Raw genomic sequence first — 18244 nt, forward strand, 5'->3', positions numbered from 1 at the left:
AAGTGGGCAGTCATTTTTTTAACCCCTCGAAAAGTTCATGAAATATGATATAATAGAAGCATGGCAAACAAGAATACAACTAAAACAAGACGAAGACAGTCTAAAGCAGAATTGGAAAGAAAACAAGCGATTCAACGAATGCTGATTTCTTTAGCTTTGGCTATCTGTTTAATTTTTGCAGCTCTAAAATGGGGAGCTGTCGGAATCACTGTTTATAATCTGATTCGCTTACTCGTAGGGAGTTTAGCATACTTAGCTATTTTCTCTCTTTTAATCTATCTATTCTTTTTTAAATGGATTCATAAACAAGAAGGCTTGCTAGCAGGTTTCTTCTTTATTTTTGCAGGCTTACTCCTCATCTTTCAAGCTTATCTTGTCTGGAAGCTTAGCATGGCAAATGCTATTTTTCAAGGAACGATTGGACAAATCTTTAAAGATTTAACCAGTTTTCAAGTAACCAGTTTTGCAGGGGGAGGCTTGTTAGGGGTAGGTCTCTACATTCCGGTAGCCTTTTTGTTCTCAAACATCGGTACCTATTTTATCGGGGCAATCTTAATCCTAATCGGAGCTCTTTTAATGAGTCCATGGTCTATCTATGATATTGCTGATTTTCTTTCAGCTCGATTTGCTATCTGGATGGAGCGCCGTGAACAGAAAAAACAAGAGCGTTTTATCAAGCGTGAAGAGGAAAAGGCACGAAGAGAAGCAGAAGAGCAAGAAAGACTTGAAAAAGAAAGAGAAGAGCAGGCTTTGCTTGACATGCAGCCTGTAGATATGGAAACTGGAGAAATCTTATCAGACCAACCACTGCAAGAATTTCCTCCACTTCCAGAGGAGGAATGGGTAGAACCTGAGATTATTCTCCCGCAAGCTGATTTTGATTACCCTGAAGAAGGAGACTATCCAGAGGAAGAAGTTTTCTCTGAAGAAGATGATGATGACGAAGAGGTTGAAGTAGATTTTTCTGCTAAAAAGGCCCTGGAGTATAAGCTTCCAAGCTTACAACTCTTTGCACCAGATAAACCAAAAGATCAGTCAAAAGAAAAGAAAATCGTTCGAGAAAATATTAAAATTTTGGAAGAGACCTTCGCAAGTTTTGGTATTAAAGTGACTGTAGAAAGAGCGGAAATCGGTCCGTCGGTGACCAAGTATGAGGTTAAACCTGCAGTTGGTGTCCGTGTCAACCGTATTTCAAACCTAGCAGACGATTTAGCTTTGGCTTTGGCAGCTAAAGATGTCCGTATCGAAGCACCGATTCCAGGGAAATCCTTGGTAGGTATCGAAGTTCCTAACTCAGAAATTGCAACTGTGTCCTTCCGTGAGCTTTGGGAACAATCACAAACAAAACCTGAAAATCTTTTAGAAATTCCTCTTGGGAAAGCAGTCAATGGTACGGCTCGTAGTTTTGATTTGGCAAAAATGCCTCACTTGCTAGTGGCCGGTTCTACAGGTTCTGGTAAATCCGTTGCAGTTAATGGAATCATCGCAAGTATTTTAATGAAGGCCCGCCCTGACCAGGTTAAGTTTATGATGGTGGATCCAAAGATGGTTGAGCTTTCAGTCTACAACGATATCCCTCATCTCTTGATTCCAGTTGTGACCAACCCTCGTAAGGCCAGCAAAGCCCTTCAAAAAGTCGTTGATGAAATGGAAAACCGCTACGAACTTTTCGCCAAAGTCGGAGTTCGAAATATTGCCGGTTTCAATGCTAAAGTTGAGGAATTTAACGCTCAATCAGAGTACAAACAAGTGCCTCTACCTTTAATCGTCGTGATTGTGGATGAGTTGGCTGACCTCATGATGGTTGCTAGCAAGGAAGTAGAAGATGCCATTATCCGACTTGGACAGAAGGCGCGTGCGGCTGGTATTCACATGATTCTTGCAACCCAGCGTCCTTCAGTGGATGTTATCTCTGGTTTGATTAAGGCCAATGTACCATCACGTGTAGCCTTCGCGGTTTCTTCAGGAACGGATTCACGTACGATTTTGGATGAAAATGGTGCGGAGAAATTACTCGGTCGAGGGGATATGCTCTTTAAGCCAATTGATGAAAACCATCCTGTTCGTCTCCAAGGCTCCTTTATCTCTGATGATGATGTGGAACGTATCGTAAACTTCATTAAGGCTCAAGCTGATGCTGATTATGATGAAAGCTTTGACCCAGGAGAAGTATCTGAGACAGAAGGTGATTTTGGCTCTAGCGATGATGGTGGAGATCCACTTTTCGAAGAAGCCAAGGCACTTGTTATTGAAACTCAAAAAGCAAGTGCATCCATGATTCAGCGCCGTCTATCTGTTGGTTTTAACCGAGCCACTCGATTGATGGAAGAATTAGAGATGGCTGGAGTTATTGGTCCTGCTGAAGGGACAAAACCTCGAAAAGTCTTACAACAATAATTGTTTGAAAATAGAATAAAAATTCAAGAAATTACCTTTCGAAAATGGGGATAATCTACTCTAATTTTTCGAAGGTGATTTCTTTTTTTATGCCTATGATTATAGGTATTCTTGTAGTAAAAAAACTTTCAGTTTGGTTCGGGTTTTAGATTTTACTTTTACTAATTTTAACTAATAAAGTATTGATTTTTAAACTGGTTTTTGATATATTAAAATGGTATAAGAAATATTTATATGTTTAAAAAATAAGCGAAAAAAATGAAGGGGGTTATTTTTTTAAGACGAAATGCAAACGCTTACTTTTTAAGCAGGAAGGAATAAAAAATTATGGATAAAAGGTTATTTGAAAAACGTTGTAAATATAGTATTCGGAAATTTTCATTAGGTGTTGCTTCTGTAATTATTGGTGCTACATTCTTTGGAACAAGTACTGTTTTGGCAGATACAGCCCAAACTGGTTCTACTGCAAATATGCCAGCTGATTTAGTCGCAGCTCTGGCAAATGCAAAAGATGATAATGGACATGATTTTGAAGCACCAAAACCTGGAGAAAATCAAGGGTCTCCAGAAGTTACCGAAGGACCAAAAACTGAGGAAGAATTACTAGCGAAAGAAAAAGAAGCTGCAGCAACTTCAGCAACTGAAAATGAACTTCCTAAAGATTTACGCGAAAAACTCGATAAGGCTGAAGATAGTGGCCATACTGCTTCGAAAGAAGACTTAGCAAAAGAAGATAAAAGTTTAGTTCCAGAAGATGTCGCTAAAACAAAAAACGGTGAATTGAATTACGGTGCAACTGTTGAAATTAAGAGCGATGCTGGGACTGGTAGTGGGATTGTGATAGGAGAAAATCTTGTTTTATCCGTATCTCATAACTTTATCAAGGATGTTCCGGATGGTAATAATCGTAAGGTAGCAGACAACATCGAAAGTGATAAAGATGTGTATACAGTTTCTTATGAAGGTGCACCAGACGTTAAGTTTAGTAAAAATGATGTAAAACACTGGGACCGTGAAGGTTTCCTAAAAGGTTATAAAAATGACTTAGCCATTATCAAACTTCGCAGTCCACTTGCAAATGCTCCAGTTGAAGTTGCAGATAAACCATCAACTATCAAGACAGGAGATAAGGTACATGTATTTGGCTATCCAAAAGGAGAGCTTGATCCAATCCTTAATACCACTGTCGAAGATATTAATGACCATGGTGAGGGCGTTCGTGGAATTAGTTACCAAGGAAGTGAACCTGGTGCCAGTGGTGGCGGAATCTTTGATGAAAATGGAAAATTAATTGGGATTCATCAAAACGGTGTATCTGGTAAACGTAGTGGTGGTATTCTTTTCTCACCTGCCCAATTAGAGTGGATTCAAAATTATATCAAAGGTATTGAAACAACTAAACCAGCGGGTCTAGATGCACTTGATAAACAAGTAGAAGATAAAGAAGAAAAACCAAAAGAGGACAAACCTCAGGAAGAAAAACCAGTTGAAAACAAACCAGCTGAGAATAAACCAGCTGAAGCAGCAACGGGAGAAACTAGCGGCGCTACTGCCGAAGTGAAAAAAGAGTGGGACTCAGTAAGCCGTGTGAAAGGGAATGTTGAAGTCGTTGAAGAAGGCGGAGTACGCTACAACAAATTAACTTCAACAACAGCTAACGACAATGGAGCAAACGAAGCTTTATTTGAAAAAGCTGGATTACAGGCGGATGCGGAAGGAAATGTAAGCGTTGACTTAACGTTCAAGGCAAACACTCCTCCAGCTGAAACACGCTTTGGGGTATATCTAAAATATAAAGATAATGATAACAACATCTTTGTTGGGTATGACAAGGGCGGTTGGTTCTGGCAATACAAAGGACCAAATGTAAACACTTGGTATAGTAAGACTCGTGTAGAAGCACCAAATGTAGGTGAAGAAAACCACCTATCTATCGTTTACAAAAAAGACGGTCAATTAAATGCTACAAATAATGGACAAAATTTATTTAGCACAGAAGTTGTTCCAGAAGCTGTCAAGAACGCTTTAGCTGATGTGAATAAAGTTTACCTCAAAGCTGGTACTTACGGTACAGAATTATCTTCTGTATCGATCAAAGCGGATAACCAAGATAACATCAAACCTGAAGAAGAAACTCCAGCTGTGGATGATGGATTACGTCGCAATGACCAAGATGTTCACTATGAAACTTTACAATCAGAACAATTAAAAGCGATTATCGACACAGCGTTTCCACGTGTTAAAGAATATGAATTAGATGGAAAAACGTTAACAGGTCAAGTTCAAAAATTAGATAAAATGTCAATCAACGGTGTATTAGTCACTCCAGAAGTTCAATACCGTAAGATTGATGACACTACTGCAGAATATGTAATGAAAGTAAGAAACGATGATGAATTCATCAACGCTGAAATCACTGTAAAATTACAATTAGTCGGCAACGAAATGCACTTCGATGTGACAAAAGTAGTGAACAAAAACAATGTCGAAATGGGTAAACCAGTCGACAATGTTCGCAAATTAATCCAAACCATTGAATTCCCAGGAAACACACTTGTTTCTGTTGGTTCTAACAAACAAGGTGCAAAATTCGACGGAGCTCAAATGTCTACAAACACACATAACCGTGGAGACTATCATTTAGACTTGAAAGAAGGCAAGATGAATGAATATGCTTACGGCTTCATGTATGGATTTGTTTCTTCTAATGAATTAGCAGCATCTGTTTGGAGTAACTCTCAATTTACTTATAGAGGAAATGACTTTGCACGTTTAACAACAGCGTTAGAACGTGTTGAAGGCGTAAACTACTTAGGTATCCAAAGCTCACCTTACTGGTACCAACGTGCTTATAAGAACTTAGTATTCCCAGAATACACATTAGAATTACCAAGTTCTAAAGTAGTCATCACAAAAGACTTAAACAAAGATAATGTGGTGGACTGGCAAGATGGTGCGATTGCATATCGTAATATCATGAACAATCCTAAAGGGGCAGAATCTGTTCCAGATTTAGTAGCGTATCGTATTGCGATGAACTTCGCATCTCAAGCGCAAAACCCATTCTTAATGACATTAGATGGTATTAAGAAGATTAACTTACACACAGATGGTTTAGGACAATCAATCCTACTTAAAGGATATGGTAGTGAAGGTCACGACTCAGGTCACTTAAACTATGCGGATATCGGTAAGAGAATCGGTGGCGTTGAAGACTTCAAGAAATTATTAGCAAAATCAAAAGAATATGGAGCTAAAATCGGTATTCACGTTAATGCTTCTGAAACATATCCTGAATCTAAATACTTCAGCGAAGCGATTTTACGTAGAAACTCTGACGGGACATATATGTACGGTTGGAACTGGTTAGACCAAGGTATCAACATCGATGCAGAATATGACTTAGCTCATGGACGTTTGGATCGTTGGAAAGAGTTAAGAGAAAAACTAGGTGCTGACTTAGACTTCATCTATGTGGACGTTTGGGGTAACGGACAATCAGGAGATAACACTGCTTGGCCAACTCACGTACTTGCTAAAGAATTAAACTCTCAAGGCTGGCGTATGGCTATCGAGTGGGGCTTCGGTGCGGAATATGACTCAACATTCCAACACTGGGCAGCTGACTTAACTTACGGTGGATATTCACTGAAGGGTATTAACTCAAACATCACTCGATTCATTCGTAACCACCAAAAAGACTCATGGGTGGGTGACTATCCAAGCTACGGTGGTGCCGCTAACTATCCATTACTTGGTGGATATAACATGAAAGACTTCGAAGGGTGGCAAGGCCGAAGCGACTACGAAGGATATATTCGTAACCTCTTCGAAAACAACATCATGACGAAGTACTTCCAACACTACAAAGTTTCTAAATGGGTGAACGGTGACCCAGTTGCGATGAGCGACAACGGTCAAAACTACAAGTGGACTCCAGAGATGGAAGTACATTTAACAAATGACAATGGGGACGAAGTGAAAATTGTTCGTCAATCAAACGACCCTAATAGCCCAGATTACCGTAAACGTGTCACAACATTAAACGGTCGTGTCATCGAAAATGGTAGAAGCTACTTAGTACCATGGAACTGGGATGAAAATGGTAAAGCTTTAACAGGCGACAAAGAAAAGATGTACTTCTACACAACTGAAGGTGGAACAACTGAATGGACTCTTCCAGAAGATTGGACTGGAGATAAAGTATACCTTTACCGTTTAACAGACCAAGGTAAGAAAGATGTTGTAGAATTAACAGTCGGCGCAGACCGTAAGATTCAAATTACTGGAGATGCGAACCAACCATATGTACTTTACAAAGCTCCTCAAGGCAAAAAGACAATGGTATGGAGTGAAGGTCTACACATCTATGACCAAGGATTCAACAGCGGAACATTAGATCATTGGGAAAAAACGGGTGACAGCGAACACGCTGAAATCGTGAAATCTCAAGGGGCTAACGAAATGTTACGTATTCAAGGAAACACTGAACGTGTGACATTGAAACAACGCTTAACAGACTTGAAACCAAATACAAGATATGCTGTTTATGTAGGTGTAGATAACCGAAGTGATGCACGTGCAGATATCACAATCCGTGTAGGCGACAAAGTGATTTCTAACTACACTAACAAATCAATCGCGAAGAACTATGTACAAGCACATGCGCATAACACACTTTCGAAGAACGCGACAGTGGACAATACAAGTTACTTCCAAAACATGTATGTATACTTCACAACCGGCGAAGATGTTTCTAACGTGACATTAGAACTTGGACGTGATGCGGATGCAGCAGCAACTTACTTCGATGAAATTCGTGTATTTGAAAATCAATCTGTAATGTACAACGAAAAACACGATACAGGAAATGGTAAATTCAAACAAGACTTTGAAGAAGTGCCTCAAGGTATCTTCCCATTCGTAGTCGGCGATGTTGAAGGCGTACAAGATAACCGTACTCACTTATCTGAGAAACACGAACCATATACTCAACGTGGATGGAATGGTAAGAAAGTCAACGATGTTATCGAAGGCAATTGGTCATTGAAGACGAACGGTTTATCAGGTTATGACAAACTCGTTTACCAAACAATTCCACAAAACTTCCGCTTCGAAGAAGGTAAGACTTATAAAGTAACCTTCGAGTATGAAGCAGGTTCAAATGGAGCATACTCATTCGTTATCGGTAATGGCGAAAATTCTCGTCGTAGCAAATTAACGAAATACGACTTAGAAAACACTTGGGAAAAATCATCAACTCCTAAGAAAGTAAGCTTCTATGTTACTGGTGAAAAAGGTGGAAACACTTGGATTGGTATTTACTCAAATGCGCGTGGTGCCGATACTAAAGGAGATACAGATAACAACGAAATCAACTTCAAAGGTTATAAAGACTTTATGTTAGATAACCTTGAAATTGAAGAAATTAAGTTAACTGGTAAGATGATCATCGATGAAGCATACGAAAAGAATACTCCAATCGTAAATGGCAACTACAAACAAGATTCATTAAATGCATATAAAGACGCTGTAGCAGCTTTATTAGAAGCAGACGATGATATTAGTGTGGATGACGCTAAAGCTCTTGTAGAACGCGTTAACGAGGCTAAAGAAAAACTTGCGGTGAAACGTAGCGCTCCAGATTGGGATGATATTCATGATCTTGATGCTCCTTATGAAGAAGCAGATAATGTATGGTATGCATTTGATGGAAATACAAATACTTTATGGCATACACCTTATGGAGTGAATAGCTTAGGAAAACCATTAACAGTAGAGTTCAATAATCCGATGGAATCAACTCGCTTTGAATATGTTCCTCGCCCTTCAGGTCCAAACGGACGTGTGATGAGCGGTAGCCTTACAGTGATTGATGAAAAAGGACAAGAACATAACTTTAGCTTTACTGGATGGGAAAATAATGCGAAAACAAAAGTGATTAACTTCGATGCTCCAATCAAAGTGAAGAAAGCAATCTTTACTGGTAACGAAACATACGGTGATCCTGGACATATTTCAGCAGCGGAATTACGCTTCGTCCTTCCAGTTGAAGAGGATAAACCATTAGATGAAGCTGCATACAATGCTGAAGTAGAACGTGTTCGTAAGATCGATCGTCAAGATGCGAAAGAATACTTGGCGGCTGTTGAAGCTTACAAGAATGGTCTTGCAGAACATAACTTATTAACTCCAAACGGACTTAATAAATTGGTAGAAGGCTTGAAAGAAATTAAAGAAACTGAAGAGCCAACTCCAGATCCGAAACCAACTCCAGATCCAGAGCCAACTCCAGATCCGAAACCAACTCCAGAACCAAAACCAACCCCAGATCCAGAGCCAACTCCAGATCCGAAACCAACTCCAGATCCGAAACCAACTCCAGATCCAGAGCCGACTCCAGATCCAGAACCAACTCCAGATCCGAAACCAACTCCAGATCCGAAACCAACCCCAGATCCAGAGCCAACTCCAGATCCAAAACCAACCCCAGATCCAGAGCCAACTCCAGATCCGAAACCAACTCCAGATCCGAAACCAACTCCAGATCCGAAACCAACTCCAGATCCAGAACCAACTCCAGAACCTGAAGTTCTTTCAAGTAAGGGAGAACAGCAACCACCAGTAGTTGAAATTCCTGAATTTACAGGTGGAGTTAATGCTGCAGAAGCGGCTGTTTATGACATTCCAGAGTTCAAGGGTGGCGTTAATTGGGTTGAAGCAGCTAAGAATGATGTTCCAGAGTTCAAGGGTGGAGCTAATTGGGTTGAAGCAGCTAAGAATGATGTTCCAGAGTTCAAGGGTGGAGCTAATTGGGTTGAAGCAGCTAAGAATGATGTTCCAGAGTTCAAAGGTGGCGTTAATTGGGTTGAAGCAGCTAAGAATGATGTTCCTGAGTATAAAGAAACATTAGGTGCAGGAGACAATCAGACAAGTCCAGTTGCAGAAGAACTTGATCAGAAACCAGCTCTTACACCAACACCTGCTATGCAAGCGGCACAAAAAGAAACAGAACAGCCTAAACTTCCTGAAACAGGTGAAGGCACAACTGAACACCTCTTCCTAGCTGGTCTTACATTAGCAATGTCTGCTCTATTTCTTCAAAAAAGAAAAGAAGATTAAAATATAATTGAGTTTTATACTATGAAAACTCAAACTCCTAACTTATTGTAATGGAGAAAACCAAACACCTAGAGAGGACCTCTTGGTCCTCCCTTTTTAAAAGGGAAATGATAACGCTTACCCAATTTAAGCGTGGGAAAGGAAATAAAGAAAATGGGAAAACATTTTTTTGAGAGACGGTGTCATTACAGTATACGTAAGTTTGCAATAGGCGCTGCTTCTGTCATGATTGGTGCAAGCATTTTTGGTGCTGGTATGGTTCAAGCAGCAGAAACAGAAGGGCCTGCAGAGACAGAAGGCACGGTGACACAGGTTCAGCCCCTAGATAAGTTACCAGCGGATATAGCAGCAGCTATTGAAAAAGCTGAATCAGCAAAACCAACTGATCCTACTGAAACGAATCCGACTGATGCGGAAGCTCAGCCTGAAAATACTGGAGAAGTAGCTCCAAAACCAGCTGAAACTCCAGTTCCTAAGGAAGAAGCAACACCAAAACCAGCTGAGACTCCAAAAGAAGAAGCAGCACCAGTAGCTAAACCAGCAGAAAAGCCAGTTACTAAAGATTTGGTTGAAACTCCAGATGTCAATCATTTGGAAAAGGCTACTGCGACAGCATCAAACCATGAAGCGAACACACCATTTACAGCTGAGAAGGCGATTGATGGAAATCCAGATACTCGTTGGGCAACTGACCGTGATGTTGTGAAACCAACAATCGAATTTAAGCTTGAAAAGACAACCTTAATCAAGCATGTGGAAATCGATTGGGACCGTCGTGTTCGTGGTGAACAAAATGATCCAAATATCAAATCTTGGAATCTCTATTATGCAGGTCAAGACGAAGTCAATGGATCAGGTCCTGGAGAATGGAAGTTGGCTCATCAACGAACAGGAACTCCAGTTCTAGATGAAAAAGTTGACTTAAAAGAAGCCGTTCAAGCTAAGTATCTTAAACTTGAAATTACAGATTATCAAGCCGGTACTATGCAATGGAAAAATGTGGGTATTCAAGAAATTCGTGCCTACTCAAATATTCCAGACACAAGCAAACCAACAGATATTCGTCAAGTTACAGAAATAGCGGTTGCTGAAGACGGAAAATCACTTGTATTGCCTAAATTACCTGGTCAAGTTAGCTTGATTGGAAGCAATAAGCAAGGTGTTATCGACCTAAATAATAAAATCTACACACCGCTGACAGAACAACATGTCAAAGTGATGGTCCAACAAACCAATGATAACCATACCTTCACAAAAGAATTTGAAGTTGTCATTAAAGGCTTGCACGCTGATGAAGGCGTTGGGACCAAGCCTGCAGTTGCCCCAGCAGTTCAACAATGGTACGGCACTGAAGGTAAAACTTCTATTACTTCAGAAACTATCATTTCCGTTGGGAATTCTGGGTTTGACAAGGAAGCTAAGTTCTACCAAACTGACCTTGAAAATCGTGGTTTGGAAGTCGCAACTGGTGGTCAAGAAGCACAAAAACGTATTGAGTTTAAAAAGGTTGAAGACAAGGGTTATGGCAAAGAAGGCTATGGTATCACCATTAAAGATGGAGTTATCACTGTAGAAGCTGCGACCAATGCTGGTGCCTTTTATGCAACTCGTACCCTCCTTCAATTGGGAGAAAATAACTTGCAAAACGGTGAAATCCGTGATTTCCCAAGCTTCAGTCACCGCGGTTTTATGCTAGATACAGGTCGTAAGTTCATTCCTTATGATACGCTTGTAGATATCATGCTTAACATGGCCTACTACAAGATGAACGACTTGCAATTGCACTTGAATGACAACTATATCTTCCTGAATAAACACGTGGAAGGTAAACACCTCAGCCAGCAGGGAGAACTGGATTATGTACTGAAAAATGCTAAGACAGGTTTCCGTGTAGAAACAGATGTTGTTGGTGATAATGGTGAAAAATTAACCTCAAAAGAACATTACACAAAAGACGAATTGCAACAGATTATTAGCTTGGCTAAAGACTTGCATATCAATCTTGTTCCTGAAATTGACACACCAGGTCACGCATTGTCCTTTGTCAAAGTTCGTCCAGATTTGATGTATAAAGGACCACTGAGCGCTAACAAGCATAATGTAGAGCGTGTGGCAATGCTAGACTTGGATAACAAGTACGAAGAAACACTTGCTTTTGTTAAATCTGTTTATGACAAGTTACTAGTTGGTGAAAATGCGCCACTTCGAGGTGTTTCTACAGTTCACATCGGTACAGATGAGTACTATGGAAGTCCTGAAAATTATCGACGCTATGTCCATGATATGATTCAATACATCAAAGACAAAGGCTTAACACCACGTATTTGGGGTTCACTCACTGCGAAACCAGGGAAAACACCAGTAGATTGGAATGGTGTAGAAGTGGATATCTGGAGCCTTGGATGGCAAAATCCACAGGCAGCGATTGCTAAGGGTGCTAAAATTATCAATATCTTGGATGTACCAACCTATAGTGTTCCAAACGGAAGTAACAGTCAGGGACCTTATAGCGACTACGCTAACTATGAATTGCAATACAATAGCTGGGCACCAAATGACTTTACTGCTCGAAGAGGGCCACGCTTAGAAGCCTCAAATCCAAATATCATCGGTGGTGGTCATGCAGTCTGGAATGACAATATTGACCTGCATGAAACAGGACTTACTTCTTTTGATATCTTTAAACGCTTCTTCAAGAGTATGCAATCAACTGCAGAACGCACTTGGGGTTCAGATCGTGCAGCTAAGACCTATGCAGACCGTATCCAACCAACAAGTGTCTACGCACCACGTTCAAATCCAGAAAAAACAATAGAAGATAGTGACCTATTCACCATTAAACCAGAGACTATCAAGGAATATCTTGCTAAGAATGTGAAGAAAACAGACGCAGGTTTGAACTTCGAAAAAGATTCTAGCATTGAAGGTTTGGTTGGTGATGTTGGTCCGAGCCATGTTTTGAAATTGGATGTGACAGTGACTGGTGATGGAGAGCAGGTCTTCTCTACAAGTGGGGACAACCAACTTTATCTTGCAGACAAGGATGGCTATCTTGCTTATACCTTCGAGCAATTCCATATTCAATTTAACAAGAAACTTGAGAAGAACAAACGTTATCAAATTTCTGTCGTAACAAAACCTCAAGTGACCGAAGTTTATGTAGATGGCGAAAAAGTTGAACGCATTGCAAACCCAGCTCATCCTAACTTGACACACAACAGTTTGGTACTACCTCTTGAAACAATCGGTGGCTTTAAAGGAATCTTGCATAGTGCAGAGTTGTCAAATGAAGCATTTGTGAACCCACGTTTGATTCCAACGGATCACTTCACAGTTTCTGCAACTAGTCAGGAAACACCAGGAACAGAGAGTGAAGGACCAGTTGAAAAAGCTTTCGATAATGATCCAAATACCTTCTGGCATTCTAAATGGACTGGAGACCGTGCTCCTTATACCGTTGCTATGAATTTGAAGGCTCCTGAAAAAGTCAATGGTTTGACTTATCTTCCACGTCCAGGTGGTGGTAACGGAGTCGTGACATCTTATGAAATCTATGCTCAAAAAGATGGTCAAATGGTTAAAGTTGCATCAGGTACTTGGGAAAATAATGCTAAAGAGAAGACTGTTAGCTTTAATGCAATTGAAACCAATAAGGTAGAATTTAAAGTTCTGTCAGGTGTCGCAGGATTTGGTAGTGCTGCAGAAATTCAACTGCTCAAGCCACTTTCTGATAGTGAATCAGAAGAACCAGTTGCTCCAGAAAAACCAGTAACTCCTGAGAAACCAGTGACCCCAGAAAAACCAAAAGTTGAAGAAGTAAGTGATGGTACAACTGAACTTCCGGATAGCTTTGTAGCTACAAAAGCAGCCAGTGATGATGTGATTGCTGCTGCAGCACAAAGTCAAGACTATCTCAAGAAAGAATACAAGGTATTCCCAACACCACAAAAAGTTACTTACGGTGAAGGTGTCACTAAACTTCAAAAACAAGTTAATCTTGTTATGGGAGACCATCTAGATATTTACACTCGCAACCGATTGAAGAGTGTTCTACAAGATCATCAAATCTCATACACAAGCAGTCAAGCAGCAGTAGCAGGTGCTACAAATATCTATCTTGGTGTTCATGGTCAACATTCACAGGCTGAAAAAGAAATATCTGGTATTTCTCAAGGACTCTTTGATAAGATTGATGCTTATGCTTTGTCAATCAAGAACAATACAATCTCTATCGTCGGTAAGGATACAGATGCTGTTTTCTATGGATTGACAACTTTGAAACACATGCTTAATGAAAGTGAAGCTCCAGTTTTACGTAATGTAACTGTTGAAGACTACGCTGAAATTAAGAATCGTGGTTTTATCGAAGGTTACTATGGAAATCCATGGAGCAATGCTGATCGTGCTGAATTGATGCGCTATGGTGGTGACTTGAAGTTGACTCAATACTTCTTTGCTCCAAAAGACGATCCATACCACAACAAGAAATGGCGTGAACTTTATCCAGAAGAAAAATTAGCTGAAATCCGTGAATTGGCGCGTGTCGGAAACCAAAACAAGACTCGTTATGTTTGGACCATCCACCCATTCATGAACAACCGTATCCGTTTTGGCAACGATGCTGATTACCAAAAAGACCTTGAAACCATTAAGGCTAAATTCACTCAATTGATGGATGTCGGTGTCCGTGAGTTCGGTATTTTGGCCGATGATGCTCCAAGTCCAGTTGGTGGCTACAATAGCTACAACCGCTTGATGAAGGACATGACAGATTGGTTGACTGAAAAACAAGCAACTTATGTTGGCCTTCGTAAGGAAATGATCTTCGTTCCAGGTCAATATTGGGGTAATGGTCGTGAAGATGAGTTGAAATCTCTAAATGAAAACCTTCCAACTTCAACTTCTATGACTCTTACTGGTGGTAAGATTTGGGGTGAAGTATCAGAAAACTTCCTATCTAACCTTAAGAATAATCTGTCTGCAGGAGGTAAGACCTACCGCCCAGTTTCTCTATGGATTAACTGGCCTGTTACAGATAACTCTAAACAACACTTGATTTTGGGTGGCGGTGAGAAATTCCTTCATCCAAATGTGGACCCAAGTCTCCTTTCAGGTATCATGCTGAATCCAATGCAACAATCTGAGCCTTCTAAGATTGCCCTCTTCTCTGCAGCTCAGTACGCATGGAAACAATGGAAATCTGAAGACGAAGCTAAGAAAATCAATGATATCGCCTTCAACTTTGTTGAAACTGGTAAGTTTACAGATAGTGAAACATCTGTTGCCTTCCGTGAACTTGGTAAGCACATGATTAACCAAAATATGGATAGTCGTGTTGTCAAGTTGGAAGAATCTGTTGAACTGGCACCGAAACTAGATGCCTTTATGGCTAAGCTAAAAGCTGGTCAAGATGTTAGCGCAGAGCGTGCAGAATTGCGTGCAGAATTTGCCAAATTGAAAGCAGCAGCCCAACTTTATAAAGCGTCTGGCGATAAGAAGATGGTTGCTCAAATCCACTATTGGTTGGATAACACTATTGACCAAATGGACGCCTTGGATGCCTTCCTTGATGGTACAGAAGCTATCGAGAAGAATGATTCTTCAAAACTTTGGGATAGTTATTACAAGGGCTTGAAGCTTTATGAACAGTCTCAAACTTATACTTTCCATTATGTAGATCATGATGAAAGAGCTGAGTTGGGTGTTCAACATATCCGTCCATTCTTGCTTGGCCTTCGTGAAGTCTTGGCAACTGAAGTTCAAAAAGCCTTGCATCCAGACCAAGTTATTAGTACCTTTATTACAAACCGTACAGGTGTCGAAGGTGGACTTGCTGAAGTCACTGACGGTGATTTAGGAACCCATGCCCTTATCAAATCACCAAACAGTATCCAGACTGGTGATTACATTGGTTTGAAATTTAATAAGGTTGTTCCAATCCAAAGCTTGACATTCGCTATGGGAACTCAAGCAAATTCACATGATACCTTTAACGATGCTAAGGTTGAGTACCTCAATGAAAATGATGAGTGGGTAACACTTTCAGAACCAAGCTACACTGGTAATGAGCCTCTTCTTAAATTTGAAAATCTCAATATCAATGCTAAAGCTGTTCGAATGATTGCAACTTCTGATCGTGAGAACACTTGGTTTGCTGTACGAGAAATCGCTGTGAACCGTCCTGTAGAAGTAAGTCGTCCTAAACAGGCAGCTACAGTGACCATCAGTCCAAATCTTATGTATAAGTACAATACGACAGTTGCTCAGATTACAGATGGTCGTGACAATACAGAAGCCATGCTGGCAAATGCTGATCGAACAGATACAACTCCAGTCGGTGGTTGGGTTCAACTAGACTTGGGTGGAGTCAAACCTGTAACTAAGGTGCGCCTCGTTCAAGGATCAGGAGATAAATTGGCAGAAGGTGTTCTTGAGTATTCTACAGATGGAAATTCATGGCAAGAATTGGATCGTTTGACTGGTGAACAAACCAAAGAAATTGAAACTCCAATTTCAGCTCGCTACATCCGTGTTCGTAACACCAAGAATATCAATCTATGGTGGCGTATCGCTGACTTCTCAGTTGAAACACGTGCTGGCAATAGCGAGATGACAGATACTAATGTTGAAAGTTTGAAATCAACTCCAGTATATGACAGTCTCGGTCGTTATGACATGCAAATTCCAAGTGGAACTAAGCTTCCAGCTCATAGCTACTTGGGTATGAAGCTAGACCGTCTACACCAGGCTGAAAGCATTCAGGCTATTGGTATTGGAAATCCAGCCCTTGACTTGGAATTCTCTCCAAATGCACAAGAATGGTATCCAGCTAGCCAAGTAACTGATAAATCCTTGGTACGTTATGCTCGTTTGATTAATAAGACTGACCAAGAACAAGCAGTGACAGCGACATCTCTACTCATTAAGACAAAAGAAGTGGAGCCAACTAAGCTTGATTCTACATCAATGGGAATTGATGCCTACTATGGTGCAAATGATGTTCGCAAGATCAAGAATTTGGATCAGTTGTTTGATGGTGTTTACAACAACTTTGTAGAGTTCTCTGACTATGCACGTAAAGATGGTCATATTACCTTGAAACTTGGTAGTGAACGTGAAATCAAGAAGATTAGAGCCTATATCCAAGATGGTACGAAGAACTATCTTCGTGATGGTAAGATTCAGGTTAGCCAAGACGGCAAGACATGGACAGATGTTGTGACAGTAGGTGATGGTGTCGCTAATGAAATGCGTGATGATTCATTGACAGATGGATGGACACATGATTCTAAGATGCCTGGAAATCGCTACATCGAAGGTGAACTTGCAAGCCCAGTTAAAGCTAACTATCTCCGTGTTCTCTTCACTGCTAATTACGATGCTCGTTTTGTTGGATTTACTGAGTTAGTTATCAATGACGGCGAATTTGTGAAACCTATCAACGACCCAACTGTTCAAGGAAACGGTGGAGAAAGTAGAGGCAACCTTTACACAAATCTTGTAGATGGCAAAGTCTTGACAAGCTATAAGGCTGAGAAAGACCAAGGTGAGTTGGTTTACCACTTGTCAGAACCAACAGACGCTAACCACATCCGACTTGTTTCTAGTCTGCCTCAAGGAGTAGCAGCGCGTCTACTTGCTCGCACTCTGAAAACAGACAGAGACGGTGCTTGGACAGATTTGGGAGCAATTACTTCAAGCTTCCAAACATTTGCAGTCAGAGATAAGGCTCCGTTACTTGATGTTAAACTCATTTGGGAGGGTGGGAAACCAGAGTTCTATGAAATGACGACTTACTATCAAGAACTTTCAGAAGAACCTGAGCAACCAACTCCAGATCCAGAGCCAACTCCAAATCCAGAGCCAACTCCAGATCCAGAGCCAACTCCAGATCCAGAGCCAACTCCAGATCCGAAACCAACTCCAGATCCAGAGCCAACTCCAGATCCAGAACCAACTCCAGATCCAGAGCCAACTCCAGATCCAGAACCAACACCAGATCCAGAGCCAACTCCGGATCCAGAACCAACTCCAGATCCAGAACCAACTCCAGATCCAGAGCCAACTCCAGATCCAGAACCAACTCCAGATCCGAAACCAACTCCAGATCCAAAACCAACTCCAGATCCGAAACCAACTCCAGAACCTGAAGTCCTTTCAAGTAAGGGAGATCAGCAACCACCAGTAGTTGAAATTCCTGAATTTACAGGTGGAGTTAATGCTGCAGAAGCGGCTGTTTATGACATTCCAGAGTTCAAGGGCGGCGTCAATTGGGTTGAAGCGGACAAGAATGAGCTTCCAGAATTCAAGGGTGGCGTTAATTGGGTTGAAGCGGACAAGAATGAGCTTCCAGAATTCAAGGGTGGCGTTAATTGGGTTGAAGCAGCTAAGAATGAGGTTCCAGAATATAAAGAGCCTGTTGCAAACTCAGTTACACCAATCGCGGATCACAAGCAACCTTCAAGTTCAACAAACCAAAAACAAGAACCAGAAGGACCAAATGCACCAGCGACTGATGCTAAAGGTCAACTTCCAGCAACTGGTGAGCAAGATTCAGTAGGCTTAGCCTTCCTAGCTAGTCTTGGATTGGTTCTCTCTGCAACCTTTATCAAAAAAGGGAAAGAAGACTAAGTACGAATCTTCATTCGATGCAGAATATCTTGTTTTAAAAAAGAAAAACCAGGGACATTAGTTCCTGGTTTTTTATGATCAAAATGAAAAAACT

3 protein-coding genes are annotated in these 18244 nt (G+C 40.8%); all 3 read left to right on the top strand.

Annotated features, from left to right (window positions below):
- Nucleotides 1-60: 60 nt before the first annotated feature.
- Nucleotides 61-2397 (top strand): DNA translocase FtsK, encoded by a 2337-nt coding sequence (locus KBU52_RS01025; RefSeq protein ID WP_254724028.1) that lies wholly within the window; start codon nucleotides 61-63, stop codon nucleotides 2395-2397.
- A gap of 327 nt (nucleotides 2398-2724) precedes the next feature.
- Nucleotides 2725-9519, top strand: coding sequence for a SpGH101 family endo-alpha-N-acetylgalactosaminidase (locus KBU52_RS01030; RefSeq protein ID WP_254724029.1), 6795 nt, complete (start codon nucleotides 2725-2727; stop codon nucleotides 9517-9519).
- Between the two features lie 153 nt (nucleotides 9520-9672).
- On the top strand, nucleotides 9673-18150 hold the full coding sequence (locus KBU52_RS01035; protein ID WP_254724030.1) for an SIALI-17 repeat-containing surface protein: 8478 nt from the start codon (nucleotides 9673-9675) through the stop codon (nucleotides 18148-18150).
- Nucleotides 18151-18244 lie beyond the last annotated feature (94 nt).

The sequence above is a fragment of the Streptococcus sp. 9.1(2021) genome, assembly GCF_030466425.1.
GTDB classification, from domain to species: domain Bacteria; phylum Bacillota; class Bacilli; order Lactobacillales; family Streptococcaceae; genus Streptococcus; species Streptococcus wuxiensis.